Annotated in this window: 20 protein-coding genes; 11 read left to right on the forward strand and 9 right to left on the reverse strand. The window is 71.0% G+C overall.

Translation table 11 applies throughout. The features are described 5' to 3' along the window. Window positions 1-390: 390 nt before the first annotated feature. The gene (locus tag KVT44_RS33090; RefSeq protein ID WP_217570918.1) at window positions 391-3,213 is read right to left on the reverse strand and encodes an AAA family ATPase; all 2,823 of its coding nucleotides are present in this window, start codon (window positions 3,211-3,213) and stop codon (window positions 391-393) included. 265 nt (window positions 3,214-3,478) lie between these two features. Next, window positions 3,479-4,318 carry a response regulator transcription factor gene (locus KVT44_RS33095; protein ID WP_217570920.1) on the reverse strand — a complete coding sequence of 280 codons (840 nt, stop codon included), beginning with the start codon at window positions 4,316-4,318 and terminating at the stop codon, window positions 3,479-3,481. Window positions 4,319-4,433: 115 nt separating this feature from the next. Between KVT44_RS33095 and KVT44_RS33100 the strand changes: the two genes are divergently transcribed. Then, on the forward strand, window positions 4,434-6,113 hold the full coding sequence (locus tag KVT44_RS33100) for an AMP-binding protein (protein WP_217570922.1): 1,680 nt from the start codon (window positions 4,434-4,436) through the stop codon (window positions 6,111-6,113). Beyond that, window positions 6,110-7,717 (forward strand): AMP-binding protein, encoded by a 1,608-nt coding sequence (locus KVT44_RS33105; protein ID WP_217570924.1) that lies wholly within the window; start codon window positions 6,110-6,112, stop codon window positions 7,715-7,717. Before KVT44_RS33100 ends, KVT44_RS33105 begins: the two co-directional genes overlap by 4 nt. Window positions 7,718-7,738: 21 nt before the next feature. Here KVT44_RS33105 and KVT44_RS33110 read toward each other — a convergent pair whose 3' ends face one another. Then, window positions 7,739-8,563 (reverse strand): hypothetical protein, encoded by an 825-nt coding sequence (locus KVT44_RS33110; protein WP_217571048.1) that lies wholly within the window; start codon window positions 8,561-8,563, stop codon window positions 7,739-7,741. A 280-nt stretch (window positions 8,564-8,843) separates the two neighbouring features. On the opposite strand from KVT44_RS33110, the gene gcl reads away from it, so the two are divergent. Beyond that, window positions 8,844-10,628, forward strand: coding sequence for a glyoxylate carboligase (gene gcl / locus KVT44_RS33115; protein ID WP_217570926.1), 1,785 nt, complete (start codon window positions 8,844-8,846; stop codon window positions 10,626-10,628). Window positions 10,629-10,886: 258 nt separating this feature from the next. On the opposite strand, the gene KVT44_RS33120 is transcribed toward gcl, so the two are convergent. The 4 genes from KVT44_RS33120 to KVT44_RS33135 all read right to left on the reverse strand — a co-directional run bounded on the left by KVT44_RS33120 (window position 10,887) and on the right by KVT44_RS33135 (window position 15,540). Further along, window positions 10,887-11,123, reverse strand: a complete 237-nt coding sequence (locus KVT44_RS33120; RefSeq protein WP_060894364.1) for a hypothetical protein — start codon at window positions 11,121-11,123, stop codon at window positions 10,887-10,889. A gap of 325 nt (window positions 11,124-11,448) precedes the next feature. Beyond that, the gene (locus KVT44_RS33125) at window positions 11,449-12,906 is read right to left on the reverse strand and encodes a catalase (RefSeq protein WP_217570928.1); all 1,458 of its coding nucleotides are present in this window, start codon (window positions 12,904-12,906) and stop codon (window positions 11,449-11,451) included. Window positions 12,907-13,711: 805 nt separating this feature from the next. Beyond that, complete coding sequence (locus KVT44_RS33130; protein ID WP_099919977.1) at window positions 13,712-14,638, reverse strand: 2-hydroxy-3-oxopropionate reductase; 927 nt, start codon at window positions 14,636-14,638, stop codon at window positions 13,712-13,714. Window positions 14,639-14,682: 44 nt separating this feature from the next. Continuing rightward, window positions 14,683-15,540 carry a TIM barrel protein gene (locus tag KVT44_RS33135; RefSeq protein WP_217570930.1) on the reverse strand — a complete coding sequence of 286 codons (858 nt, stop codon included), beginning with the start codon at window positions 15,538-15,540 and terminating at the stop codon, window positions 14,683-14,685. A gap of 189 nt (window positions 15,541-15,729) precedes the next feature. On the opposite strand from KVT44_RS33135, the gene KVT44_RS33140 reads away from it, so the two are divergent. The 7 genes from KVT44_RS33140 (at window position 15,730) to KVT44_RS33170 (ending at window position 21,520) form a co-directional block, all read left to right on the forward strand. Then, the gene (locus KVT44_RS33140) at window positions 15,730-15,981 is read left to right on the forward strand and encodes a hypothetical protein (protein WP_054237051.1); all 252 of its coding nucleotides are present in this window, start codon (window positions 15,730-15,732) and stop codon (window positions 15,979-15,981) included. After that, on the forward strand, window positions 15,978-16,346 hold the full coding sequence (locus tag KVT44_RS33145) for a helix-turn-helix domain-containing protein (protein ID WP_075032871.1): 369 nt from the start codon (window positions 15,978-15,980) through the stop codon (window positions 16,344-16,346). Before KVT44_RS33140 ends, KVT44_RS33145 begins: the two co-directional genes overlap by 4 nt. Before the next feature lie 136 nt (window positions 16,347-16,482). Continuing rightward, entirely contained in the window at window positions 16,483-16,998 is a 516-nt protein-coding gene (uraD, locus tag KVT44_RS33150) for a 2-oxo-4-hydroxy-4-carboxy-5-ureidoimidazoline decarboxylase (RefSeq protein WP_217570932.1), read from the forward strand. After that, the gene (gene uraH / locus KVT44_RS33155) at window positions 16,995-17,393 is read left to right on the forward strand and encodes a hydroxyisourate hydrolase (protein WP_060894368.1); all 399 of its coding nucleotides are present in this window, start codon (window positions 16,995-16,997) and stop codon (window positions 17,391-17,393) included. The genes uraD and uraH overlap by 4 nt, the downstream gene beginning before the upstream one ends. A 5-nt stretch (window positions 17,394-17,398) precedes the next feature. Then, window positions 17,399-18,346: a factor-independent urate hydroxylase gene (pucL, locus tag KVT44_RS33160; protein WP_190171457.1), complete on the forward strand. Its 948-nt coding sequence runs from the start codon at window positions 17,399-17,401 to the stop codon at window positions 18,344-18,346. A gap of 120 nt (window positions 18,347-18,466) precedes the next feature. After that, on the forward strand, window positions 18,467-19,855 hold the full coding sequence (locus tag KVT44_RS33165) for an 8-oxoguanine deaminase (protein ID WP_190171456.1): 1,389 nt from the start codon (window positions 18,467-18,469) through the stop codon (window positions 19,853-19,855). Between the two features lie 267 nt (window positions 19,856-20,122). Then, window positions 20,123-21,520, forward strand: coding sequence for a nucleobase:cation symporter-2 family protein (locus KVT44_RS33170; RefSeq protein WP_190171455.1), 1,398 nt, complete (start codon window positions 20,123-20,125; stop codon window positions 21,518-21,520). A 65-nt stretch (window positions 21,521-21,585) separates the two neighbouring features. Here KVT44_RS33170 and KVT44_RS33175 read toward each other — a convergent pair whose 3' ends face one another. Beyond that, window positions 21,586-22,413, reverse strand: a complete 828-nt coding sequence (locus KVT44_RS33175) for a chitosanase (protein ID WP_308314183.1) — start codon at window positions 22,411-22,413, stop codon at window positions 21,586-21,588. 157 nt (window positions 22,414-22,570) lie between these two features. Beyond that, entirely contained in the window at window positions 22,571-24,070 is a 1,500-nt protein-coding gene (locus KVT44_RS33180; protein ID WP_254650208.1) for an MFS transporter, read from the reverse strand. Window positions 24,071-24,182: 112 nt separating this feature from the next. Here KVT44_RS33180 and KVT44_RS33185 point away from each other — a divergent pair, with 112 nt between their 5' ends. Then, on the forward strand, window positions 24,183-24,584 hold the full coding sequence (locus tag KVT44_RS33185) for a helix-turn-helix domain-containing protein (RefSeq protein ID WP_075032875.1): 402 nt from the start codon (window positions 24,183-24,185) through the stop codon (window positions 24,582-24,584). Window positions 24,585-24,586 lie beyond the last annotated feature (2 nt).

Raw genomic sequence — 24,586 nt, forward strand, 5'->3', positions numbered from 1 at the left:
CACGACGTCTGTGGGCTGACGCCGTGTGCCCGAGCGAGCGGCACGACGCTCACGCTAGAAGGCGGAACGTTCCGCATCCAAGAGGGGAACCCCCTAGGCGAGTTGCGGGAGGGAAAACCCTTGCTCGAGAGACACGGGGTTTAGCCGCCGGACCTTCGCCTGCGGGCCGGTGGGGGTTGCCCGCGCAGTTCCCCGCCCCCCCTCCGGGGCGCGGGGGACTGCGCCGTCTTTTTGGGGGTGCGGGGGGCCCGCCCCCGGGGGGGGGGGGGGGGGGGGGGGGGGAGGATCACCCCCCCGGGGGCGGGGGGGCCGGGGGCGCCGGGGGGTCGGGGGCGGGGGCGCGGGGCGCCCCCCCCCCCGTGGGACGGGACGGGTGAGGGCGGGGAAGATTCACCCGCTCCGGCGCCCCGCAGCCAGCCGAACGATGTCCACCCGCGACCGTATCCCCAGCTTCCGGTACACCCGCGTCAGCGTCGCCTCGACGGTCTTCACGCTGATGAACAGCCGCGCGGCTATCTCCCGGTTGGTGGCGCCCTCCATGACCAGCGCCGCGACCTGACGCTCCGTCGCGGCGAGGCTGTCGAGCGCGGCGGGAGCGAGCGGCGTCGTGGCCGAGGCCACCGTCGGCCCGGCCGCACTCGCGGACTCCACCTGCCGCAGCCACGGCAACGCCCGGCAGCGGCGGAACAGCCGCGTCGCCTCGTCGTAGGAGGTCGGCCCCGGCCGGTGGGTGCGCAGCCCGGCGAGGGCGTACGCCGCCCGGGCCTCCTCCAGGCCGTAGCCCAGCTTGCCCAGCCGGTCCTGAGCGGCCGTCAGCTGACGTACCGCGGGCCCCTGTTCACCGCGCGCGGCCCGCACCAGCGCCTCCGCCCGGTCGAGCACGGCCAGCACGCTCTCGCGCCCGAGCCGCAGCGCCTGCGCCCGCGTGGCGTCGATGACGTCCTGCGCCTCGACCGGCTCACCGATCCGCACCAGCGCCTCGGCGAGGTCGCCGTGCCAGCGTCCCCGGGCCGGGTCCGTGACCCCGAGCCGTTCCTCCAGCTCCCGTACCCGCCGCAGGGACTGCACGACCGCGAGTGAGTCCCCGGCCACCAGCTGGGCGTGCCCGAGGGCGCCCAGGGCTCGCGAGAGGTAGACCAGGTCGCCGTCCTCCTCGGCGCGGTCCACGGCCTCCCGGGCCAGCGCCAGCGCCCGGTCGACGTCGCCGCCCGCGGCCTCGGCGAGCGAGGTGAACATGGCGGTGGCCGCCTCGCCGATTCCCGTGTCGCGGGCCAGCCGCAGGCTCTCCCGGGCCAGGTCGAGCGCCCGCCCGCAGTGCCCGGAGCGCAGCTCGGTCTCGGCGAGCCCACGCAGGAAGTGCACCTCGCTCTCGACCATCCCGCGCCGCCGCACCTCGCGCAGCAGGGCGGTGATCGTGGTGCGGGCCTCGGCGAGCTGGTCGCCCATGATCAGCCAGCGGAAGCGGGCGGCGCCGGCGCCGTTGTGGTCGCACGCCACCCGGGGGTCCTGCGGTTCGCGCATCGCCCGCTGGATGGTGGCGGGTGCGCCCGGGTGGCCCATCAGGGTCTCCATCTGGGCCTGGAAGCCGAGCGCGAGGAGTTCGGTGGGCCGGTCCCCGGCGCGGGCGGCGAGCTGGGCGGCGATCGCGGCCTCCTCGCGACCCTTGGCCATCTCGCCCTCCACCAGCAGGGCCCGCCAGGCGAGTTGGTAGCGCACGAGCGCGAGCAGCCGGGGATCCTCGCCCGCGTCGGCGAGGGCCTGCGGGAAGACCGCGTCGACCTCGGCCATGGCCTGCCCCGCCGCGTCGATGACGACCATCCAGGCGCGGACGCGATCCGCAGGCGCCGTGACCCGGCGGAGCGCGTCGCGGGCGATGTCCCGCGCGAGGTCCGACTCCCCGGCGGTCAGCGCGTCCTCGGCGGCCTGCAACCGCCGCTCGTCCGGGCCGGGAACGGTCTCCGGTGGAGTGTGCCGGGCCGCGAGCAGCCCGAGCCCGGCCGCGACCGAGGGCGCGCCCCGGTCCCTGGCCACGGCCGCCGCCTCCCCGAGCCGGGCGGCGACCTGCGGATCGGTACCGGTGGTGGCCAGGGCGAGGTGCCGGGCCCGTTCGATGGGGTCGGAGGCGGCCGTGGAGAGCGCGGCGTGGGCGGCGCGGCGTTCCTGGGCGCTCGCCTCCGCGTACAGGGCGGCCGAGATCATCGGGTGCGCGAACCGGATGCCCGGTGTCTCGCGCTCGGTCGCCAGCAGTCCGAGCGAGGCGGCGTGCGCGGTCTCGGCCTCGGCGTTCTCGCGCCCGGCCGCGTGCAGCAGCGTCAGCGTGGGGCGGGCGCCCGCGCTCGCGACGAGCAGGGTGTGGCGGGCCTCGGCCGAGAGCATCTCCAGACGGCTGAGGACGAGCGCGCGCAACGAGGTCGGCACGGGCAGTGGTTCGCCGGGGCTCGGCCGGGCGGGATTCTCGGCGAGCGCGCGGCCGAGTTCCAGCGCGAAGAGCGGGTTGCCGCCGCTGGTGCGGTGGATGTCGCGGACGGTCGTGCGGGGCAGCCCGGTGTAGCCGCGGTGGCCGAGGAGTTCGGCGACCTGCGCGCGGGAGAGCGGGTTGAGCCGCACGGCCAGGGTGTCCGGCGGGGACGCGCGTAGATGGCGGTCGTGCTGTTGGTCCCGTGGCTCGGTGTCGGTGCGCACCGCGGACAGCATTCGTACGGGCATCTCGCCGAGCCTGCGAGCGGCGAAGCCGAGCAGTTCGGCGCTGGCCGGATCCAGCCACTGGAGGTCGTCGGCGACGATCAGGACCGGGCCCTGGGCGGCCAGCGCGCGCAGCACGGAGAGGACCGCGAGGCGCAGGGCGAGGCCGTCGCGTTGCAGGGTCGATTCTCCGCGGCCGGTGAGGGCCGATTCGAGGGCGGTGCGCTGTGGGGCGGGCAGCCGGTCGGAGACCTGGTCCACCACCAGGCCGAGGAGGTCGGCCAGGGCGAGGAAGGGCAGATGGGATTCGGACTCGGTCGCCGAGCAGCGCAACACGGTGTGTGCCGATTCGGCGCATTCCGCGGCCAGCGCACGCAGAACGGTGGACTTTCCTATTCCCGCGGGGCCGTGCACCAGCACGCTGCCTCCGTCGGAGAGCTGCTCGCGCGCGCCCGCGAAGAGCTCCTCCCGGCCGATGACCAGGTCGGGGCGGGGTCTCGCAGGCTCCTTGAAGTCCCCTCGCACGGTCACCGCTCCCCTCGCATGTCGTGTCCGAGCCAATATTAGGCAACGACTCTTTGAATTTCGGAGTCTCGGGGTGGTGAGGGAAATAACAAGAGTGTTGGCATAACGTATTTCAGGGCGGCGCCGTCTGAATGAAGAACGCCAGACGGGGGCCGCGGAGTGGCCGGTGAGGGGGGCCGCGGAGCGGGCATAAGGGGCGGGTGGGTCGGAAACCGTCGCGGAGCGACGGGGAAGAGGCCGCGGAGCGGCCAAAGCCGAGGTAGCCGGAAAGCTACGGCAGCGATCCGGCGCGCCGCGCGGCGACCACCGCCTCCCACCGGGTGTGCGCACCGAGCTTCCGCATGGCCGAGCGCAGATACCCCTTGACCGTCTCCGGCCGCAGCCCCAACCGCTCGGCGGCAAGCCCGTTGGTGGCTCCCGCCGCGACGCAGGCGAGAACGTCCACCTCGCGCGGGGCGAGGTCGACGCGAGGCGTCCGGGCGTCGGACGCCGCCGCACCCGCCAGCCGCCCGCACACGTCGAGCAGTTCGGCCCGCAGCGCCGGGTCGACGATGCGCGGCGCCAGTGCCCGCAGCGCCCCGTGCGCCTCGCGGACCTCTTCCCACGCGGGGCTCCCGACCGCCGGTTCGGGCTCCCGGGCGACGGTCAGCAGCCCCTGCGCCTCGTCCCGTACGACCAGCGCCTGCTCCACGTCCCGGGCCGCCGCCACCGCCGCGCCGAGCGTGCGGTCACCCAGGGGCTGGGCCGTGCGCAGGGCGCCGTACAACACCCCGCGCACCCGGCGGCGTACGACGACGGGTACGGCGATCACGGAGCACAGGCCCTCCGTGGCGACCGCCACGTCGTACTCGTGGCTGATCTGCCGGGAGGCGGAGTAGTCCGTCACCGCGCAGGGCCGGGCCAGCGCGACCGCCTTGCCGCCCAGGCCGTTGCCCGAGGACACGGCGAGGGCGCTGAGCGCGGGCGTCGCCGTACCGCTGAGTTCGCTGATACGTACCTGGGCGCGACCGGGTTCGACGAGGCCGCCGAAGGCGACCGGCAGCCCCGTGGCGCGCCGCAGTCGTACCAGCGCACCACGCATCTCCACCGCCTCGGCCGTGTCTGCTGCCACGTGTTCGCCCCTTCGTCGCGGCGTACCCCCGTTCGGGGGTGGTGAGACCTCCATCACGGAATACACGATGCTAGGGCCTTTGTCGAAGGCGGCTGTGCGGCAATGAGGAGGACACATGACGGTGACGAACGGTGCGACGGACGAGTTCCGCGCCGCTCGGGACTTCCTGCTGGAGCACCGTGCGGACTACGCCACGGCGTACGAGGGCTTCGACTGGCCCCGCCCGGAGTCCTTCAACTGGGCGCTCGACTGGTTCGACGTCATCGCACAGGGCAACGACCGCACCGCCCTGCACATCGTCGAGGAGGACGGCGAGCGCGCCGAGTTCTCCTTCGCCGCCCTCTCCGAGCGTTCGAACCGGGTGGCCAACTGGCTGCGCGCGCGGGGCGTACGCGCCGAGGACCGCGTGCTGGTCATGCTCGGCAACCAGGTCGAGCTGTGGGAGACGGCCCTCGCCGCGATGAAGCTGCGCGCCGTCGTCATCCCCGCGACCACCCTGCTGGGCCCCGCCGACCTGCGCGACCGGGTCGAGCGCGGCCGCGTCCGGCATGTGATCGCGCGCGCCGAGGAGGCGGCGAAGTTCGACGAAGTGCCCGGCCGCCAGACCCGGATCACGGTGGGTGGAGCGCGGCCCGGCTGGCAGTCGTACGAGGAGGCGTACGCCGCCGACGCGAGCTTCGAGCCCGAGGGGGTCACCCACTCGGACGACCCCCTGATGCTCTACTTCACCTCCGGCACCACCGCCCGCCCCAAGCTCGTCGAACACACCCACGCCTCCTACCCGATCGGTCATCTGTCGACGATGTACTGGATCGGGCTCAAGCCCGGCGACGTGCATCTGAACATCTCCTCGCCCGGCTGGGCCAAGCACGCCTGGTCCAACCTCTTCGCGCCCTGGAACGCGGAGGCGACCGTCTTCATCCACAACTACACGCGCTTCGACCCGGGCCGGCTGATGGCGGAGATGGACCGGGCGGGCGTCACCACCTTCTGCGCCCCGCCCACGGTCTGGCGGATGCTCATCCAGGCCGACCTGACGCAGCTGCGCACCCCGCCACGCGAGGCCGTCGCCGCCGGTGAGCCGCTGAACCCGGAGGTCATCGAGCAGGTGCGGCGCGCCTGGGGCGTCACCATCCGGGACGGCTTCGGGCAGACCGAGACGGCCGTCCAGGTCTCCAACAGCCCTCGGCAGCAGCTCAAGACGGGCTCCATGGGACGGCCCAGTCCCGGCTTCCGCGTCGAACTCCTCGACCCGGTCACGGGTGCGCCCGGGGCGGTGGAGGGGGAGATCGCGCTCGATCTGTCCGCGCGACCGGTGGGCGTGATGACCGGCTACCACGGCGACGCCGACCGTACGGCGGAGGCGATGGCGGGCGGCTACTACCGCACCGGTGACATCGGCGCCCGGGACGAGGACGGATACATCACCTACGTCGGCCGCGCCGACGACGTGTTCAAGGCCTCCGACTACAAGATCTCGCCCTTCGAGCTGGAGAGCGCCCTGCTGGAGCACGAGGCGGTGGCGGAGGCGGCCGTCGTCCCGGCCCCCGACGAACTGCGGCTCGCCGTTCCGAAGGCGTACATCGTCCTCGCCACGGGCCACGAACCGGGCCCCGACCTGGCGAAGGTGCTCTTCGAACACTCGCGGACGGTCCTCGCGCCGTACAAGCGCATCCGCCGTCTGGAGTTCGGCGCACTTCCCAAGACCATCTCCGGCAAGATCCGCCGGATCGAGCTGCGCGAGGCCACGGCCGCCGGCTCGGACGCCGAGTACCGCGAGGAGGACTTCCGGTGAGCGCACTCTCCTACGCGCACGGGACCAGTGCGACGACCCTGCTCGGCGACACCATCGGGGCCAACCTGGACCGGGCGGTCGCGGCCTGGCCGGACCGGGAGGCGCTCGTCGACGTGCCGTCCGGGCGGCGCTGGACGTACGCCCAGTTCTCCGCGGACGTCGACGAGTTGGCGTACGCGCTGCTGGCCACCGGCATCGCCAGGGGCGACCGGGTGGGTATCTGGGCGGTCAACTGCCCGGAGTGGGTGCTCGTCCAGTACGCCACCGCCCGCGTCGGCGCGGTCATGGTGAACATCAACCCGGCCTACCGCACCCACGAGGTCGAGTACGTCCTCCAGCAGGCCGGCATCTCGCTGCTCTTCGCCTCCCTCAGCCACAAGACCAGCGACTACCGGGCGATGGTCGAGCAAGTGCGCGGCAGATGCCCGCAGTTGCGGGAGACCGTCTACATCGGTGACCCGAGCTGGGACGCCCTGATCGGGCGCGGGACCCCGGATCTCTACGAGGAACTCTGGATCCGCAAGAGCGAGTTGTCCTGCGACGACCCCATCAACATCCAGTACACCTCGGGCACGACGGGCTTCCCCAAGGGGGCGACCCTCTCCCACCACAACATCCTCAACAACGGCTATTTCGTGGGCGAGTCGATCGCCTACAGCGAGCAGGACCGGATCTGTATCCCCGTGCCCTTCTACCACTGCTTCGGCATGGTGATGGGAAACCTCGCCGCGACCTCGCACGGCGCCTGCATGGTTATCCCCGCGCCCTCCTTCGATCCGGCGGCGACACTCCGCGCGGTCCAGGACGAGCGCTGCACCTCGCTGTACGGCGTACCGACCATGTTCATCGCGGAGTTGAACCTCCCCGGCTTCGCGACGTACGACCTGTCCTCGCTGCGCACCGGCATCATGGCGGGCTCGCCGTGCCCGGTCGAGGTGATGAAGCGGGTGGTCGCCGAGATGCACATGGCGGAGGTCTCCATCTGCTACGGCATGACCGAGACCTCGCCCGTGTCCCTGCAGACCCGTAGGGACGACGACCTGGAGCACCGCACCGGCACCGTCGGCCGGGTGCTCCCGCACCTGGAGGTGAAGGTCGTCGACCCGGCGGACGGGGTGACGCAGCCCCGCGGCACCGCCGGAGAGCTGTGCACCCGCGGCTACAGCGTGATGCTCGGCTACTGGAACGAGCCCGAGAAGACCGCCGAGGCCGTCGACACGGGGCGCTGGATGCACACGGGCGACCTCGCCGTGATGCGTGAGGACGGGTACGTCGAGATCGTCGGCCGCATCAAGGACATGATCATCCGCGGCGGCGAGAACATCTACCCGCGCGAGATCGAGGAGTTCCTCTACGCCCATCCGAAGATCGCCGACGTCCAGGTGGTCGGGGTGCCCCACGAGCGCTACGGCGAGGAGGTGCTCGCCTGCGTCATCCCGCTGGACCCGGCCGACCCCCTGACGCTGGAGGAACTGCGCGCCTTCTGCGAGGGACGGTTGGCCCACTACAAGATCCCCAGCCGCCTGCAGGTCCTGGAGTCCTTCCCGATGACGGTGTCGGGGAAGGTCCGCAAGATAGAACTGCGGCAGACGTACGCCGAATAGGGCGCTCACCGCTGCCGGGGTTCAGGCCCCGGTGGCGAGGAGTTCGTCGGCGTGGGTGTTCACCGGCTGGGGGGTGCCCGTGAGGTCGAGCACGAAGAGGGGGATCCCGAGGGCGTCGGCGCGGCGGCGGGCGTCGTCCGCGTACCCGGCCAGGGAGAAGTAGACGCATCCCGTGGACTCCGACATGGCCGTCAGCCACAGGCACTCCACGTCGCGCAGTGTGGCCGGGCGGACGGTGGGGTCCACCTGCGCCAGCATGCCGCGGGCGGCGAGTCCGATGCCCGTGGGCGGGCGCTGGTCCGCCCTGCGGATGTCGCGGTAGCCGAGCCACCGCAGATACAGCGTGGCCGCCGTGACGGCGTCCCGGGCGGTGCGGATGGTCACCGGCTGGAACACCGGGCGCGGTGTCGGGGTGGTGCGGGGCAGTGGCAGGTGGTCGGGGATGAGGGGGCTTCCCGGCGTGGTGGCTGCCGTACCGGGGGGTGGTGGCTCGGGGGTGTGCGGTGCCGCCTCGGGTTCCGGTTCCGTCTCCAGGTCCGCGGGGCCGCCGGTGCCCGGCACGACCTCCGCGCGCAGGGGGCGCCGTACCCCCCGTACCGGAATCCGCAGCATGACTCCGCAGGGGCAGCCCAGTTCCGGATGGGGCCATTGGTCCGCGCGCCCGCAGGTGTCGCAGGGGACCGTGACCCAGTCCTCGTCCCAGGTGCGGTGGGTGACCGGCGCGGGATCGGCGAGGCGGTCGAGCGGGGGCGTGACGGGGGCGCCGCACACGCACGGGTAGGACGGCGCGGCAAAGAGATGCTCGCGACGGCAGGCCGGACACCGCACCGGCACGCTCTCGGCCATGGCCCACTCCAGGACGTCACGTCGGGACAGCGTGTCCATCGTCCTCCAGGCGGGGGGCCCGCGGCAGCGAAACGCTCCGACAGCCCCCGCCCTTCCCTCCTGCGGATCCAGCCGGGTGCGCACCCTTGACGCTCTTCGGCACGCCACCTACATTATTTCCAGATAGTAGAAGTTAATTTCCGCAATGTGGAATCACCGCGCTGCGGAATCACCAGGAATCACCAGCTCTCCGAGGGGCGCGACGGGAGCGCGAATCCGACAGCCGAAGCAGGAGTACTCCATGGCTCGTATGACCGCTGCCCGCGCGGCAGTCGAGATCCTCAAGCGCGAGGGCGTCAGCGACGCGTTCGGCGTCCCGGGCGCGGCGATCAACCCCTTCTACGCGGCCCTCAAGGCCGCCGGGGGGATCAGTCACACCCTCGCCCGCCATGTCGAGGGCGCCTCGCACATGGCGGAGGGCTACACCCGCACCCACCCGGGCAACATCGGCGTCTGCATCGGTACGTCGGGACCCGCGGGCACCGACATGATCACAGGCCTCTACTCCGCGATCGGCGACTCGATCCCGATCCTGTGCGTCACGGGCCAGGCGCCGACCGCCGTGATCCACAAAGAGGACTTCCAGGCCGTCGACATCGCCTCGATCGCGAAGCCGGTGACCAAGATGGCGGTCACCGTGCTGGAGGCGGCCCAGGTTCCCGGCGTCTTCCAGCAGGCCTTCCATCTCATGCGCTCCGGCCGTCCGGGCCCGGTCCTCATCGACCTGCCCGTCGACGTCCAGCTCACCGAGATCGAGTTCGACCCGGAGACGTACGAGCCGCTCCAGGCGTACAAGCCCGCCGCCACCCGCGCCCAGGTCGAGAAGGCGATCGGGCTGCTGAACGAGTCCGAGCGGCCCCTGATCGTCGCCGGCGGCGGTGTCATCAACGCCGACGCCTGCGAACTCCTCGTGGAATTCGCCGAGTTGACGGGCATCCCGGTCGTCCCCACCCTGATGGGCTGGGGCGTCCTGCCCGACGACCACGAGCTGAACGCCGGCATGGTGGGCCTGCAGACCTCGCACCGCTACGGCAACGCGACCTTCCTGGAGTCCGACTTCGTCCTGGGCATCGGCAACCGCTGGGCCAACCGCCACACCGGCAAGCTGGACGTCTACACCGCGGGCCGCACCTTCGTCCACGTCGACATCGAGCCCACCCAGATCGGCAAGATCTTCGCCCCGGACTACGGCATCGCCTCCGACGCGAGGGCCGCGCTCGAACTGTTCGTTCAGGTGGCGAAGGAACTCAGGGCCGAGGGCCGGCTGCCGGACCGCTCCGCGTGGGCCGCCTCCGCCCAGGAGCGCAAGGCGACCCTCCAGCGCCGCACGCACTTCGACGACATCCCGATCAAGCCGCAGCGCGTCTACGAGGAGATGAACAAGGCCTTCGGCCCGGAGACCCGGTACGTCTCCACCATCGGCCTCTCGCAGATCGCCGGCGCCCAGATGCTGCACGTCTACCGGCCCCGGCACTGGATCAACTGCGGCCAGGCGGGACCGCTCGGCTGGACGATCCCGGCCGCGCTGGGCGTAGCCAAGGCCGACCCGGAGGCCTTCGTCGTCGCCCTCTCCGGCGACTACGACTTCCAGTTCATGATCGAGGAACTGGCCGTCGGCGCCCAGCACCGGATCCCGTACGTCCACGTCCTGGTCAACAACGCCTACCTGGGCCTGATCCGCCAGGCGCAGCGGGCCTTCGACATCGACTTCCAGGTCAAGCTGGAGTTCGAGAACATCAACTCGCCCGAGCTCGGCGTCTACGGCGTCGACCACGTCAAGGTCGTCGAGGGCCTCGGCTGCAAGGCGATCCGCGTCACCGACCCGGCCGAGCTGGGTGCCGCCTTCGAGCAGGCCAAGAAGCTCGCCGCCGAGTACCGGGTGCCGGTCGTCGTCGAGGCGATCCTGGAGCGCGTCACCAACATCTCGATGTCCACGACGAACGACATCGGCAACGTCGTGGAGTTCGAGGAGATCGCGACCGAGCCGGGCCACGCGCCCACGTCCATCAGGACGCTGAAGGTCTGACGTACGCGTTCCTCGCGTAGCGGTCGCGTACGTACCAGGGGCGGTTCACCGTTTGGGTGAGCCGCCCCTCGTGTTGTTCCCCCGTGTTCCCCCGTACCCCCGTCACGAGGCCCGCCGCCCCCGTGCCGGCGGGCCTCGTGTGCCGAGAATGTGCCCATCACCGGGGTGAGTTGAAGCCCCTGGAGTCGTGTTCAGAGCTTGATTTGAGGGTTGCGTAGCCGGCGTACGTCCACTGGAGTACGTGTCCGGGGCGTGTTCTCAGTCCTCCGGGAGTTCGAGCTCCTCGAACCCCGGCCAGTGGTCGGGGCCGCCGCCCTGCCAGTCGATGATGTCGCTCTTGTCGACCTCGATCTCGTCCAGGTCGACCTCGGCCCGCCGCAGGATCTCGATGACGTCGTCGAGGTGATAGGCGACACCGAGCGTCTCGTCCCCCGTGGTGACCCGTCGCGAGCCGTCCAGTGCCGGGGCGTGCACGACGATGCTGGGATAGTCCATGCTTTCAGGCTGCTGCGCTCCGGCCGACTCCGCACCCCGGGAGCACGTCGGGAGCACGCCGAGGCGCCGGGTACGGAGTCCGTACCCGGCGCCTCGCTCGGTGTGTGACGGGGACCGCGGCGGCCGCGACGGAACCGGGGCCGGCCTTCCCTCAGGTCGAGAAGGGGGTCCCGGGACCTTCACCACCGCACTGGCTCACATCCGCCGCGGTCCTCGTCGTGCCCGCGTGTCACCGGCGACCACCCCTCATCCGGGTCGCTCGGGTCCTCGCGGGCCGCGCGTCACCGGGCCGACCTCCCGTCTGGCCCGGTGACGCGGTCAGGGGTCAGTCCTCGCGCAGGGCGTGGACCGCTTCCGCCACGCGCCGGCCGTACTCCGGGTCGGCGGCGTGGAAGTGGGCGAGGTTCTTCTCGACGACGTCGTCGCGGGAGACCTGCGCGAGGCCGCCGGCGATGTTGGCGATCAGCCGGGACCGCTCCTCGGCCGACATCAGGCGGTAGAGCTCGCCGGCCTGGAAGAAGTCGTCGTCCTTGGTGTGGAGGGGAGCCTCGTGGGCGCCGGTCCAGCCGGCGACGGCCAGCGGGGCCGACAGCGGGCGGCCGGTCTCGGCCGGGCCGCCGTAGGAGTTCGGCTCGTAGTTCTTGGCGGCGCGGCCCTGCGCGTTGGATGCCATGAAGCCGTCGCGGCCGTAGTTGTCCGCGGTCGTGGCCTTCGGCGCGTTCACCGCGAGCTGGGTGTGGTTGACGCCGAGGCGGTAGCGGTGGGCGTCCGCGTAGGCGAACAGCCGGCCCTGGAGCATCTTGTCGGGGGAGGGGCCGATGCCCGGAACGAAGTTGTTCGGGGAGAACGCGGCCTGCTCGACCTCGGCGAAGACGTTGTCGGGGTTGCGGTCCAGGACCAGTCGGCCCACGCGCTGGAGCGGGAAGTCCTTGTGCGGCCATACCTTGGTGAGGTCGAAGGGGTTGAAGCGGTAGTCCGCCGCGTCGGCCGCGGGCATGATCTGGACGTGGAGGGTCCAGGACGGGCGTACGCCCCGCTCGATGGCCTGCAGGAGGTCCGTCTGGTGGGAGTTCGGGTCCTTGCCCGCGATCTCCTGCGCCTGCTCGGTGGAGAGGCTGCGGACGCCCTGGTTCGTCTTGAAGTGGTACTTGACGAAGAAGGCCTCACCCTCGGCGTTCGTCCACTGGTAGGTGTGTGAGCCGTAGCCGTTCATGTGCCGGTACGAGGCGGGGATGCCGCGGTCGCCCATCAGCCAGGTCACCTGGTGCGTGGCCTCGGGGGCGTGCGCCCAGAAGTCCCAGACGTTGTCCGGCTCCTGCTTGCCCGTGAACGGGTCGCGCTTCTGGGAGTGGATGAAGTCGGGGAACTTGAGCGGGTCCTTGGTGAAGAAGACGGGGGTGTTGTTCCCGACGAGGTCGTAATTCCCCTCCTCCGTGTAGAACTTGACCGCGAAGCCGCGCGGGTCGCGGACCGCGTCCGCGCCGCCCAGGTTGTCGGCCACGGTGGAGAAGCGCAGGAAGACCTCGGTGCGCTTGCCGACCGTGTTCAGGAAGTCGGCGTGGGTGAAGCCGGTGACGTCGTCCGTGACCTCGAAGTGGCCGTACGCGCCGGAGCCGCGGGCGTGCACCACGCGCTCCGGGATGCGCTCGCGGTTGAACCTGGCGAGCTTCTCCAGGAGGTGCTGGTCCTGGAGGAGGAGCGGGCCGCCTGCGCCGGCGGTGGCTGAGTTCTGGTTGTCGGCGACCGGAGCACCGGACTCGGTCGTAAGCACACGCTTCGACATCGTGGACCTTCCATGCGAGGGGCAGCGGAAACCGACTTCCGCTTTGTGGAGCCTAGGTTTGGGGCGTTCCGAACGTCAACAGTTTGTTGAAGTGGGTTAGGTTCCGGGTGGCGCCACCGCTTGGGCGCGACAGGACAGGTGTCAGCGACGACACCACCCGGAAGTCTCAGAACCACCCCGAGGCCGTCGGGGCTGCGCCCGGCATAGCGAGCCGCACCGACGCATCGGGCCGCGCCCGACGTACGGGCTGCGCCCACTGTGTCCGGGCTGTGCCCGTCGTGTCGGGCTGCGCCCGAGGTGCCAGGGCCGTGCCCGCTGTACCGGGGCTGCGCCCGACGCCGTCAGGCTGCGCCCGGTGTGCCGGGGCTGCTCCTGTCGTGTCGGGCTGCGCCCGAGATATCGGGGCCGCGCCCGGTGGGGCGCGTTTGCGCCCGACGCCGCGAGGCTGTGCCCGACGTACAGGCTGCGCCCGAGGTGCCGGCGCCGTGCCCGGTGTGCCGGGGCTGCGCCTGGCGTGTCGGGCTGCGCCCGGGATATCGGGGCCGCGCCCGACGTACGGGCCTCGCCCGCCGTGTCGGGGTTGTGCCCCTCGTGCCGGGGTGGTGCTTGACGCATCAGGACGCGCCCGAGGTGTCAGAGCTTCGCCCCACGTGTCTCAGGTCTGCGGCCGACGCATCCGACCGCGCCCGAGGCGCCAGGGCCGCGTCCGAGGAGTCAGGGCCGCGCCCGAGGTGCCACGGTCGCGTCCGAGGAAAGCAGGGTCGCGTCCGAGGGGTCGGGGGCGTGTCTGGCGTGGCGGGGCTTGTCAGAGTTGTGCGCCCGAGAGGCGTTCCACGGAGCGGAGGAGGGCCGAGTGGTCGAGGCCGCCGTCGCCCTGGGCGCGCAGGGAGGCGACGAGTTGGGCGACCACGGCGCCCACCGGCAGCGCGGCGCCGACCGTGCGGGCGGCGTCCGTGACGATGCCCATGTCCTTGTGGTGCAGGTCGATGCGGAAGCCCGGCTTGAAGTCGCGGTTCAGGAAGTTGTCCTTCTTCCGCGTCAGTACGGTGGAGCCGGCGAGCCCGCCGCCCAGGACGTCGAGCGCGGCCTTCAGGTCCACGCCGGACTTCTCCAGGAAGACCACGGCCTCGGCGCACGCCTGGATGTTCACGGCGACGATCAGCTGGTTCGCGGCCTTCACGGTCTGGCCGGAGCCGTGCGGACCGCAGAGCACGATGGTCTTGCCGAGGGCCTCGAAGAGCGGCTCGGCCTCGTCGAAGTCGGCCTGCTCGCCGCCGACCATGATCGACAGCACGGCCTCGATCGCCCCGGCCTCGCCGCCGGACACGGGAGCGTCCAGAACCCGGATCCCCTTCGCGGCGGCCGCCTTCGCGAGGTCCACGGAGGTCTGCGGGGTGATCGACGACATGTCGATCAGCAGTGCGCCGGACCTCGCGTTCTCCAGGATGCCGTCGGGGCCGTACGCGATGGCCTCGACCTGCGGGGAGGCGGGCACCATCGTGATCACCACGTCGGCGTCCCGCACGGCCTCGGCGATCGAACCGGCGGCCGTACCGCCCGCGGCGGCGAGGCGCTCCAGCTTGTCCTGCTCCAGCGTGAACCCGGTGACGTCGTACCCGGCCTTGACCAGGTTCTCCGACATGGGGGAGCCCATGATGCCGAGACCGATCCAGGCGACCGCCGGACGGGCCGGGCGGTTCGGGCGGGAAGAATCTGCAAGAGTGCTGCTCATGAGGGTGCCTCTCTGACTGCTGTGATACGTCGATGAGTTGCCGCTCAGCGGGCGGCTCGGGCCTCGGCCGGCAGCCAGTCGAAGGCCGCCGCGCTCGGACGGTCGCCCGGCTTGTACTCCAGGCCGACCCAGCCCTCGTAACCGGCCTTCCTCAGCCGGCCGAGCAGGTCTTCCAGGGGCAGGGTCCCGGTGCCCGGGGCGCCGCGCCCGGGGTTGTCGGCGATCTGCACGTGGCCGGTCTTCGCGGCGTACCGCTCGATCACCGACGGCAGGTCTTCGCCGTTCATGGACAGGTGGTACAGGTCCATGAGGAACCTGGCGTTGCCGAGGCCCGTCGCCTCGTTGACCCTGTCGACGACGGCGACTCCCGCCGGGGCGCTCACCAGGGGATAGAGCGGCGACTCGGGCTGGTTGAGGGTCTCGATCAGGAGGATCGCGCCGATCCGGTCGGCGGCCCGTGCCGCGAGGACCAGGTTCTCCAGCGCGAGCGCGTCCTGCTCGGCCGCCTCCACTCCCTCGACACGGTTGCCGTACAGCGCGTTGAGGGCCTTGCAGCCCAGCGACCGCGCGAAGTCGGCCGCCACGTCGATGTTGGCGCGGAACCGCTCCGACTCGGCGCCGGGGATCGACAGCGCGCCCCGGTCGGGGCCGGGCAGCTGTCCGGCGTAGAAGTTCAGCCCCGTCAGCTGGACGCCCGCGTCCTCGATCGCCTTCTTCAAGGCGTCGAGTTCGGACCGCTCCGGGGTGGGGGAGTCGACCCAGGGCCACCACAGCTCGACCGCGGTGAAGCCCGCCGCGGCGGCGGCCGCGGGGCGCTCCAGGAGCGGGAGTTCAGTGAAGAGGATCGACAGGTTGACGTTGAAGCGTTGCTCGGTGGCTGTGCCCCATTCGGAACCCGGCATGTGGCTCGGCGCTCCCTTCCGTGTCGAGACGTTCGCCTCCGTGTCGAGACGTTCGTCGGCGAGAGTCGAGCGTCTTTGAATTCCGTATTGCGGAAGTTAGTTTCTGCTTAATGGAAGACTGCCGTCGGGCGTCGGGGCTTGTCAAGAGGGGGCTGCCGGAAAATCGGCGCCGCGCAGTAGGTTGAGCGCGTGCGATTGAGAGTGGAGTTCACGACCGAGCCCTTCGACCTCGACGAGGCGCCCCCGCACGCGCTGGTCGCCCGTGAGGTCATCGAGGCGGCCGAACTGGACGCCGTGGACGTCGGCCCGTTCGGCAACACCGCCGAGGGGGACGCGGACGCGGTGCTCACCGCGGTCGACGCGCTGCTGCGCCGGGCTCTGGCGGCCGGCGCCACCAGGGTCTCGCTGCAGGTGAACGCGGTCGGGGAGGGCGATAAGTGACCGGTATCGGAGACGACCCCTTCGTCGCGGCGGTCAAGCCGCTGGTCGACGCCATGGGGGGCGAGATGGTGGCGCCCGACCGGGCCGGCCCCGACGACGTCGTGCTCTCCTGGGAGGGTGCGGACGTGGTCGCCGTACGGCTGCCGCAGCTGGCCGACTCGCTCGATCACATCCTGGCCGCCCTGGAGCGCAAGCAGGGCAAGCCGCTGGCCGACCTCGACCGCAAGTCCAAGCAGGAGGTCGTACGGGTGCTCGAGGCCCGCGGAGCCTTCTCGGTGCGGCACGGCGTGGAGACGGTGGCGAGCGCGCTGGGTGTCAGCCGCTTCACCGTCTACAACTACCTGAACCGCGAGAAGGAGGCCTGAGCGCAGGGCGGCGGCGGTGGTCGCCTCGCGCGAGGCGACGGTTGTTACCTCGATTTTTCAACAAAGTGTTGACGTGGTGTTTCCGAGGGCGTTAGCTAGCCGCAGCCCGTCCAGCACAAGGCCACGGAGGCTTCCCGTGACTTCGAGTACGACACCCGGCGGCCTCGCCCGGTTCAACGCCCTGGAGGAGCACGCGGCCCACGCCGCCCTCCACGAGGCGTGCGCGTCGACGGCCTGGGTGCGCACCCTGCTCGCCCACCGCCCGTACACCACCCCCGACGACCTCTTCGCCGCGAGCGACGCCGCCATGGCCGAGCTGACCGCCGAGGACCTGGCGGAGGCGATGGCGGGGCACCCGCCGATCGGGCGGCCGAAGCCCGGGGACCCCACCTCCTCCCGGGAGCAGCGCGGCATGGCCGGCGCCTCCGCGGGGCTCAAGGAGGAGATGCTCGAACTGAACCTGGCGTACCAGGAGAGGTTCGGCCATGTCTTCCTGATCTGCGCCACCGGCCGGACCGGCGAGCAGATGCGCGACGCGGTCAAGGAACGGATCGGCAACTCGTCCGAGCGGGAGCGCGAGATCGTCCGCTCCGAACTGGGCAAGATCAACCGCATCCGGCTGACCCGTCTCGTGGAGGAGGAGAACGTATGAGCACCGACACCACCGCATCCGTGTCCACGCACATCCTGGACACCAGCGTCGGACGCCCCGCCGAGGGCGTCGCCGTCCGGCTCGCGGCCCGCGGCGGCCGCACGGCGGACTGGCGGGAGCTCGGCGGCTCCGCGACCGACGCGGACGGGCGGTGCAAGGACCTCCCGGCGCTGCCGGAGGGGACGACCCATGTACGGCTCGACTTCGAGGTCGAGGCGTACTTCGAGAAGAAGCAAGCCGATGCGCAGCAGGACGCCCCCGCGAATCGGGACAGCGGTGCGAGCGGAGTGTTCTTCCCCGAGGTGACGATCACCTTCGCCGTCAGGCCGGGCGAGCACTACCACGTACCGCTGCTGCTCAACCCGTTCGGCTACTCCGTTTACCGAGGGAGCTAGCAGAAATGACTGACCATTCCCACCGCGGCCGCCCTGTGATGCTGGGACAGAACCAGTACGGCAAGGCCGAGAACCGCGTCGTGAAGATCACCCGCGACGGCGCGACGCACCACATCAAGGACCTGAACGTGTCCGTGGCGCTGAGCGGCGACATGGAAGAGGTCCACTACTCGGGCTCCAACGCGAACGTCCTGCCGACGGACACCACCAAGAACACGGTGTACGCCTTCGCCAAGGAGTACGGCATCGAGTCCGCCGAACAGTTCGGCATCCACCTCGCCCGGCACTTCGTGACCTCGCAGGAGCCGATCAGGACCGCGCGCATCCGCATCGAGGAGTACGCCTGGGAGCGCATCGGGACCTCCGACGCCAACTCCAGGTTCATCGGCGCCGACGACGTCAAGCACTCCTTCGTGCGCAAGGGCCAGGAGACCCGGGTCACCCAGATCACCTATGACGGCTCGTCGTGGGAGGTCATCTCGGGGCTGAAGGACCTCGTCGTGATGAACTCGACGAACTCCGAGTTCTGGGGCTACGTCAAGGACAAGTACACGACGCTCCCCGAGGCGTACGACCGCATCCTGGCCACCCAGGTCTCCGGCCGCTGGCGCTTCAACTGGACCGGCGACGAGCAGAAGATGCCCAACTGGGAGAAGTCCTACGACCAGGTCAGGAAGCACATGCTCCAGGCCTTCGCGGAGACCTACTCCCTGTCGCTGCAGCAGACCCTGTACCAGATGGGTTCGCGGATCATCGAGAACCGCAGCGAGATCGACGAGGTCCGCTTCTCCCTTCCCAACAAGCACCACTTCCTGGTCGACCTCAAGCCGTTCGGGCTCGAGAACGACAACGAGGTGTACTTCGCGGCCGACCGGCCCTACGGACTGATCGAGGCCACCATCCTGCGCGACGGCTGCGAGCCGCACATCCCGGTGGACCTCACCAACCTCTGAGCCAGCCTCCGAGGCCTTGGCGAAGGCCCCTCCTTCGGCACCCGTGGCGTCGACAGCCGCGGCACTCAAACCTCCTAGGGTCCTGCCGTGCCCACCCCTCGAAACGAAGAAGGACGCACCATGGCAGCATCGGCAGAAGTCCGGCGTATCGTCATCGAGAACTGTGCGATCGCGACGGTGGACGCGGGCGACACCGAGTACGCGTCGGGCCATGTCGTCGTCGCGGACAACCGCATCGAGTCGCTCGGCGCGGGCCGGGCCCCGGAGGGCCTGGAGAACGTCGTACGCCGCATCGACGCCACGGGCCACCTCGTGACCCCCGGCCTGGTCAACACCCACCACCACTTCTACCAGTGGATCACCCGCGGCCTGGCCACCGACCACAACCTCTTCAACTGGCTCGTCGCGCTCTACCCGACCTGGGCGCGCATCGACGAGCGGATGGTGTCCGCCGCCGCGCAGGGCTCCCTCGCCATGATGGCCCGCGGCGGTGTCACCACCGCCATGGACCACCACTACGTCTTCCCGCAGGGCTCCGGCGACCTGTCCGGCGCCATCATCCGGGCCGCCCGCGGGATGGGCGTCCGCTTCACCCTCGCCCGCGGCTCCATGGACCGCAGCGAGAAGGACGGCGGGCTGCCGCCGGACTTCGCCGTCGAGACCCTCGAAGGCGCCCTCGCCGCCACCGAGGCGACCGTCGACGAGCACCACGACCCCTCCTTCGGCGCCATGACCCAGGTGGCCGTCGCGCCCTGCTCGCCCTTCTCCGTCTCCACCGAGCTCATGCGTCAGGGCGCCGAGTTGGCCCGCCGCAAGGGTGTACGACTGCACACGCACGGCTCGGAGACCGTGGAGGAGGAGCAGTTCTGCAAGGAGCTGTTCGGCATGGGCCCGACCGAGTACTTCGAGTCCACCGGCTGGCTCGGCGAGGACGTGTGGATGGCGCACTGCGTCCACATGAACGACTCCGACATCGCAGCCTTCGCCCGTACGAAGACCGGTGTCGCCCACTGTCCCTCGTCCAACGCCCGTCTCGCGGCCGGCATCGCCCGCGTCCCGGACATGCTCGCGGCCGGCGTCCCGGTCGGCCTCGGCGTCGACGGCACCGCCTCGAACGAGTCCGGCGAACTCCACACCGAACTGCGCAACGCCCTCCTCATCAACCGCCTCGGCGCCCACCGGGAAGCCGCCCTGAACGCCCGTCAGGCGCTGCGCCTGGGCACCTACGGCGGCGCCCAGGTCCTGGGCAGGGCGGCGGAGATCGGTTCCCTGGAGCCGGGCAAGCTCGCCGACCTCGTGCTGTGGAAGCTGGACACCCTCGCGCACGCCTCGATCGCCGACCCGGTGACCGCGCTGGTCTTCGGCGCGGCGGCCCCGGTCACGCTCTCGCTCGTGGGCGGCGAGCCGGTGGTGGAGAACGGCCGGCTCCTGCACGTCGACGAGGACGCCATCGCCCGCGCCACGCGGGAGGAGGCACAGCGCCTCGCGCGGATCGCCGCGGAGGCCTGATCGCCGTACGCAATCTCCTTGGGCCGTAAGGGCACTTGGACCCGTCCGGCACTTGATCTCCGGCTGAGGGGGACGGCCCTCGGCCGGTAGCCGTGGACCCGAGCGGGGTCCATGGCGGCCGTCTCCGGGGCGTGCATGGACGTGCGCGCCCCGGAACGGTCACCCTCGCCCCTTTTGGGGCGTTCCGTCCCCCGGTCCCGCACGACCGCGCACCACCTCCTGAAACCCACGTCAGAGCCGACGTGTTACCCGCCCGGAGGAGCCGCCGTGACCACCCATCCCGTCGACGAGAAACTGCCCGCACTCAAGATGGCCACCACGGGTCTGCAACACGTGGCCGCCATGTACGCGGGAGTCGTCGCCCCACCCCTGATCGTCGGCGCCGCCGTCGGTCTGTCCCCCACCGAGCTGACCTTCCTCACCGGCGCCTGCCTGTTCACCGCGGGCCTCGCCACCTTCCTCCAGACCCTCGGCTTCTGGAAGATCGGAGCGCGGCTGCCGTTCGTCAACGGCGTCACCTTCGCGGGCGTCGCCCCCATGACCGCCGTCGTCGCCTCCACCAAGGACAGGTCCGACGCCCTGCCGATCATCTTCGGCGCGGTGATGGTCGCGGGCGTCCTGGGCTTCGTGGCGGCCCCCTTCTTCAGCAAGGCCGTCCGCTTCTTCCCGCCCGTCGTCACCGGCAGCGTCATCACCCTCATAGGTGTCTCGCTGCTGCCGGTCGCCTTCGGCTGGGCGCAGGGACCCGATCCCGCGGCGCACGACTACGGTTCGCCGACCTACCTGGGCCTCGCGGCGGCCACGCTCGTGCTCGTGCTGCTGCTGCGCCGCTTCACCCGCGGTTTCGTCAAGCAGATCGCCGTGCTGCTCGGCCTGGTCATCGGCACGCTGGTGGCGATCCCGTTCGGTGTCACGGACTTCGGTCCGGTGACCGACGCGGACGTGGTCGGCTTCCCGACCCCGTTCCACTTCGGCGCCCCGCAGTTCCAGCTCGCCGCGATCCTCTCGCTGTGCGTGGTCATGGTGGTCTCGATGACCGAATCGACCGCGGACATGCTGGCGTTGGGCGAGATCGTCGAGCGTCCGGCCGACGAGCGGACCATCGCGGCGGGCCTGCGCGCGGACACCCTCGGCTCGGCCCTCAGCCCGCTCTTCAACGGCTTCATGTGCAGCGCCTTCGCGCAGAACATCGGGCTGGTCGCGATGACGCGGATCCGCAGCCGGTACGTCGTCGCCACCGGCGGCGGATTCCTGGTGCTGATGGGCCTGTGCCCGATGGCCGCGTCGCTGATCGCCGTCGTACCGCGCCCGGTCCTCGGCGGGGCGGGCGTCGTCCTGTTCGGCTCGGTCGCGGCCAGCGGCATCCAGACCCTGGTCAGGGCCGGCCTGGAGAAGGACAACAACGTCCTGATCGTCGCCGTGTCGCTGGCCGTCGGGATCATCCCGATCACCGCGCCGGACTTCTACCACGCGTTCCCCCAGACCGCGCGGATCGTCCTGGACTCGGGGATCTCCACGGGGTGCATGGCGGCCGTCGTGCTCAACCTCGTCTTCAACCACCTGGGCCGAAACCGGGACGACGACGAGGTCACGGCCCCGATGGAGCCGGGCGAGGAGATCGTGGACCGGCGCACCGGTCCCGGCCCCGCGGTGGTGGGCGCGTAGCGGTCCGGGGCAGGATCCACACCCCGGGGCCGGATGATCCGCACCCCGGGGGCCGGGTCTCGGTCTCAGCCGATGTGGTAGCTGTCCCCGTACACCTTCCAGTTCAGTGGCGGATCGAGGTTCAGGTTCCGCTTCTGCAGGAACACCCGCTGTTCGGTGTCGACCCGGGTCGTGTCGGAGTGGGCCTCCTCCTGCTTCATCGCCCAGACGCGCGCGTCGAGGAAGGCGTTCAGATACGTCACCTCGTCGCCGCCCTGGGCCGGCGGCTTGGCCTTGGCCAGGGCACGCCTGCGGATGTTGCTGAAGCTGGTGCTGTCGCCGCCGTCGCCGTGCATCACGATGGCGTCGTAGTAGGTGAACTGGCCGAGGACGCCGATGCCATCGGTCTTGCCCTGGGCGACGGCGGGGTTGAAGTAGACCCGGTCCCGCTCGTCGTTCTGGGCCTGCTGGAACGCGGTGTCCTGGGCGGCCTTGCGCCAGTCGGCGGGGAAGCCGGGGTCCAGGCCCTGGTGCGAGTCGCCGCCGTTCACCTGTCGCAGGGCGGGCAGGTACTTGGCGAGGACGTTGCCCGGCTTGCGCTGGGTGTACAGCTCGACCAGGTCCAGCATGTCCCCGGTGCCCGAACAGAAGCCGATGATGCCGGCCGTGTAGCCGCGCCCGTCACCGATGTCCTCGATGTACTTGTACTGCGCCTTCCAGTCCAGCGAGGAGTTCTCCGCGCTGGAGACCAGTTTCATCGCGATCTCCTTCTTCGCCGGGTCGTCCAGACCGCCGGAGGCGGCGGCCTGGGACTGGGTCGCGAGGAGGGGGCCTGCCACCAGCGAGGCTCCGATCAGCGTGAGCAGGGTGCGCCGTGAGGTGTGGAGCTGGGGACCTATGTGGGGGGTGTGCACGGTACCTCCGATGAGGGGAGTGTTGCGTCCACGTACTGTTAGGAAAGTTTCCTACCAGAGATTCCGGACGGCGTACACCCGCCCGGCGAGGCCGAGTTGGCGCTCCTCCCACGGCTGCCGGGTGCCCCTGGGGCAGGAGCTGAGCGTGCAGTCCTGGTCAGGACCGGTCACGAGGGGAAAGGCGCGTCATCCCTCGCTCGGGCCGGGCGGGGGAGACGTGCGGGGCGTGTTCCCGCCCCGGCCGCAGGATCGCCGCCGCCAGGACCAGGGCCGCCAGCGCGATCCCCGTGGCCACCGTGAACGCCAGTCGGTAGCCGTCCGCCAGGGCCGCCACGGCCCCCTCGCCCCCGCCGGTCAGACGCTCCGTACGACTCGCCGCCAGCGTCGTCAGCACGGCCAGCCCCAGCGAACCGCCCACCACCTGCGTGGTGTTGAAGAGCCCGGAGGCCAGTCCCGCGTCGTCCTCCCGGGCACCCGTCATGGCGAGCCCGGTCACCGCGGGCATCGCGGCCGCGAAACCGGCGGCGAGCAGCAGCATCGCCGGCAGTACGTCGGCGACGTACGAGCCGTCGGCCGGGGCCCGGCTCAGCAGGGCCATGCCTCCGGTGATCAGGACGAGTCCGGCGAGCAGCACCCGGTAGGGACCGAACCGGGCGATCGTCCGCGCGGACAGGGTCAGCATCAGCACCCCGATCGCGATCGGCGCGGGGAGGAACGCGGTGCCGGTGGCCAACTCGCTGTACCCGAGGACGCGTTGGAGGTAGAGCGCGCCGATGTACTGAAAGCCGAACATCCCCGCGACCATCAGGATCTGCACCCCGTTGGCGCCGCTCAGGGCGCGGGAGCGGAAGAGCCGCAGCCGCAGCAGCGGACGGGCGGCCCGCGCCTGACGCAGGAAGAAGCCGACGTAGAGGCCGAGCGAGACCACGGCCAGGGCGAGCGTGGTCCCCGGATTCCGGTCGCCGGTGCCGACGATCGTGTACACCGTCAGCATCAGCGCGCCTGTGACCAGCGCCGCGCCCGGATAGTCGGCGCCCTTGCCGAGCCCGACTCCCTGGTCCGGGGCGAGGATCCGGATCGCGGCGAGCCACGCGACCACTCCGATCGGCAGGTTGATCAGAAAGATCCAGTGCCAGCCGACCGTCTGGGTCAGCGCCCCGCCGAGGAAGGTGCCGAGCGCCCCGCCCGCCGCGCCGACCGCGCTGAACACCGCGATGGCGCGGGCCTGTTCACGCGGTTCGGGGAAGAGCGCGACCAGCATGCCGAGGACGACGGCCGAGGTCATCGCCCCGCCGACACCCTGCAGGGCGCGGGCCGCGACCAGCAGGCCCCGGCCGGTGGCGACCCCGCACAGCACGGACGCCGCCGTGAACACCACGAGCCCGGCGGCGAACATCCGCCTGCGCCCCACGAGGTCCCCGAGCCGGCCCACGAGCAGCAACAGCCCCCCGAACGGGATCAGATACGCGTTCACCACCCAGGCGAGCCCCGGCCCCGAGAACCCCAGATCACTCTGGATCGCGGGCATCGCGACGGTGACGATGTTCCCGTCCAGGATCGTCATCAGGGTGCCCGCGCACAGGACGACGAGCGAGGCCCAGCGGGAGTACGGTCGGGGGACCGGCGGCTCGGACGGTGACTCGGTCCGGAACGGCATGACGACGACCTCCATGTATGCGACCACGTGTGCGCCGCGCTTCCGTAGGTGCACGACTTGTAACGGGGTTCATCGTGAGTGACCATGGAGATCGGCATAAGGAGGCACCTCAATGTCCCAAGGGAACACCGGTGTTACCCCGCAGGTCGTGCACGCGCAGGCGTGCCCCGTCCGCGAAGTTCTTGACAGGGTCGCCGGGAAATGGAGCGTGCAGATCATCGTGGCCGCCGCACACGGCCCGATCCGCTTCACCGAACTGGAGCGCAGCATCGAGGGCATCAGCCGCCGCATGCTCACGCTGACGCTGCGCAATCTGGAGCGCGACGGGCTCCTCACCCGTACCGTCCACCCGATGGTCCCGCCCAAGGTCGAGTACGAACTCACACCGGTGGCCGACGAGTTGCACGCCACCCTGCTGTCTCTCACGGACTGGGCGGAGCGGCACCGCGTCACGATCGCCGAGTCGCGCGCGGCCTACGACGCCCAGCACAGCCCGGAGTTGCTGGACGCGTAGAC

The sequence above is a fragment of the Streptomyces sp. GbtcB7 genome (assembly GCF_019091445.1).
Classification (GTDB): Bacteria; Actinomycetota; Actinomycetes; order Streptomycetales; family Streptomycetaceae; genus Streptomyces; species Streptomyces mirabilis.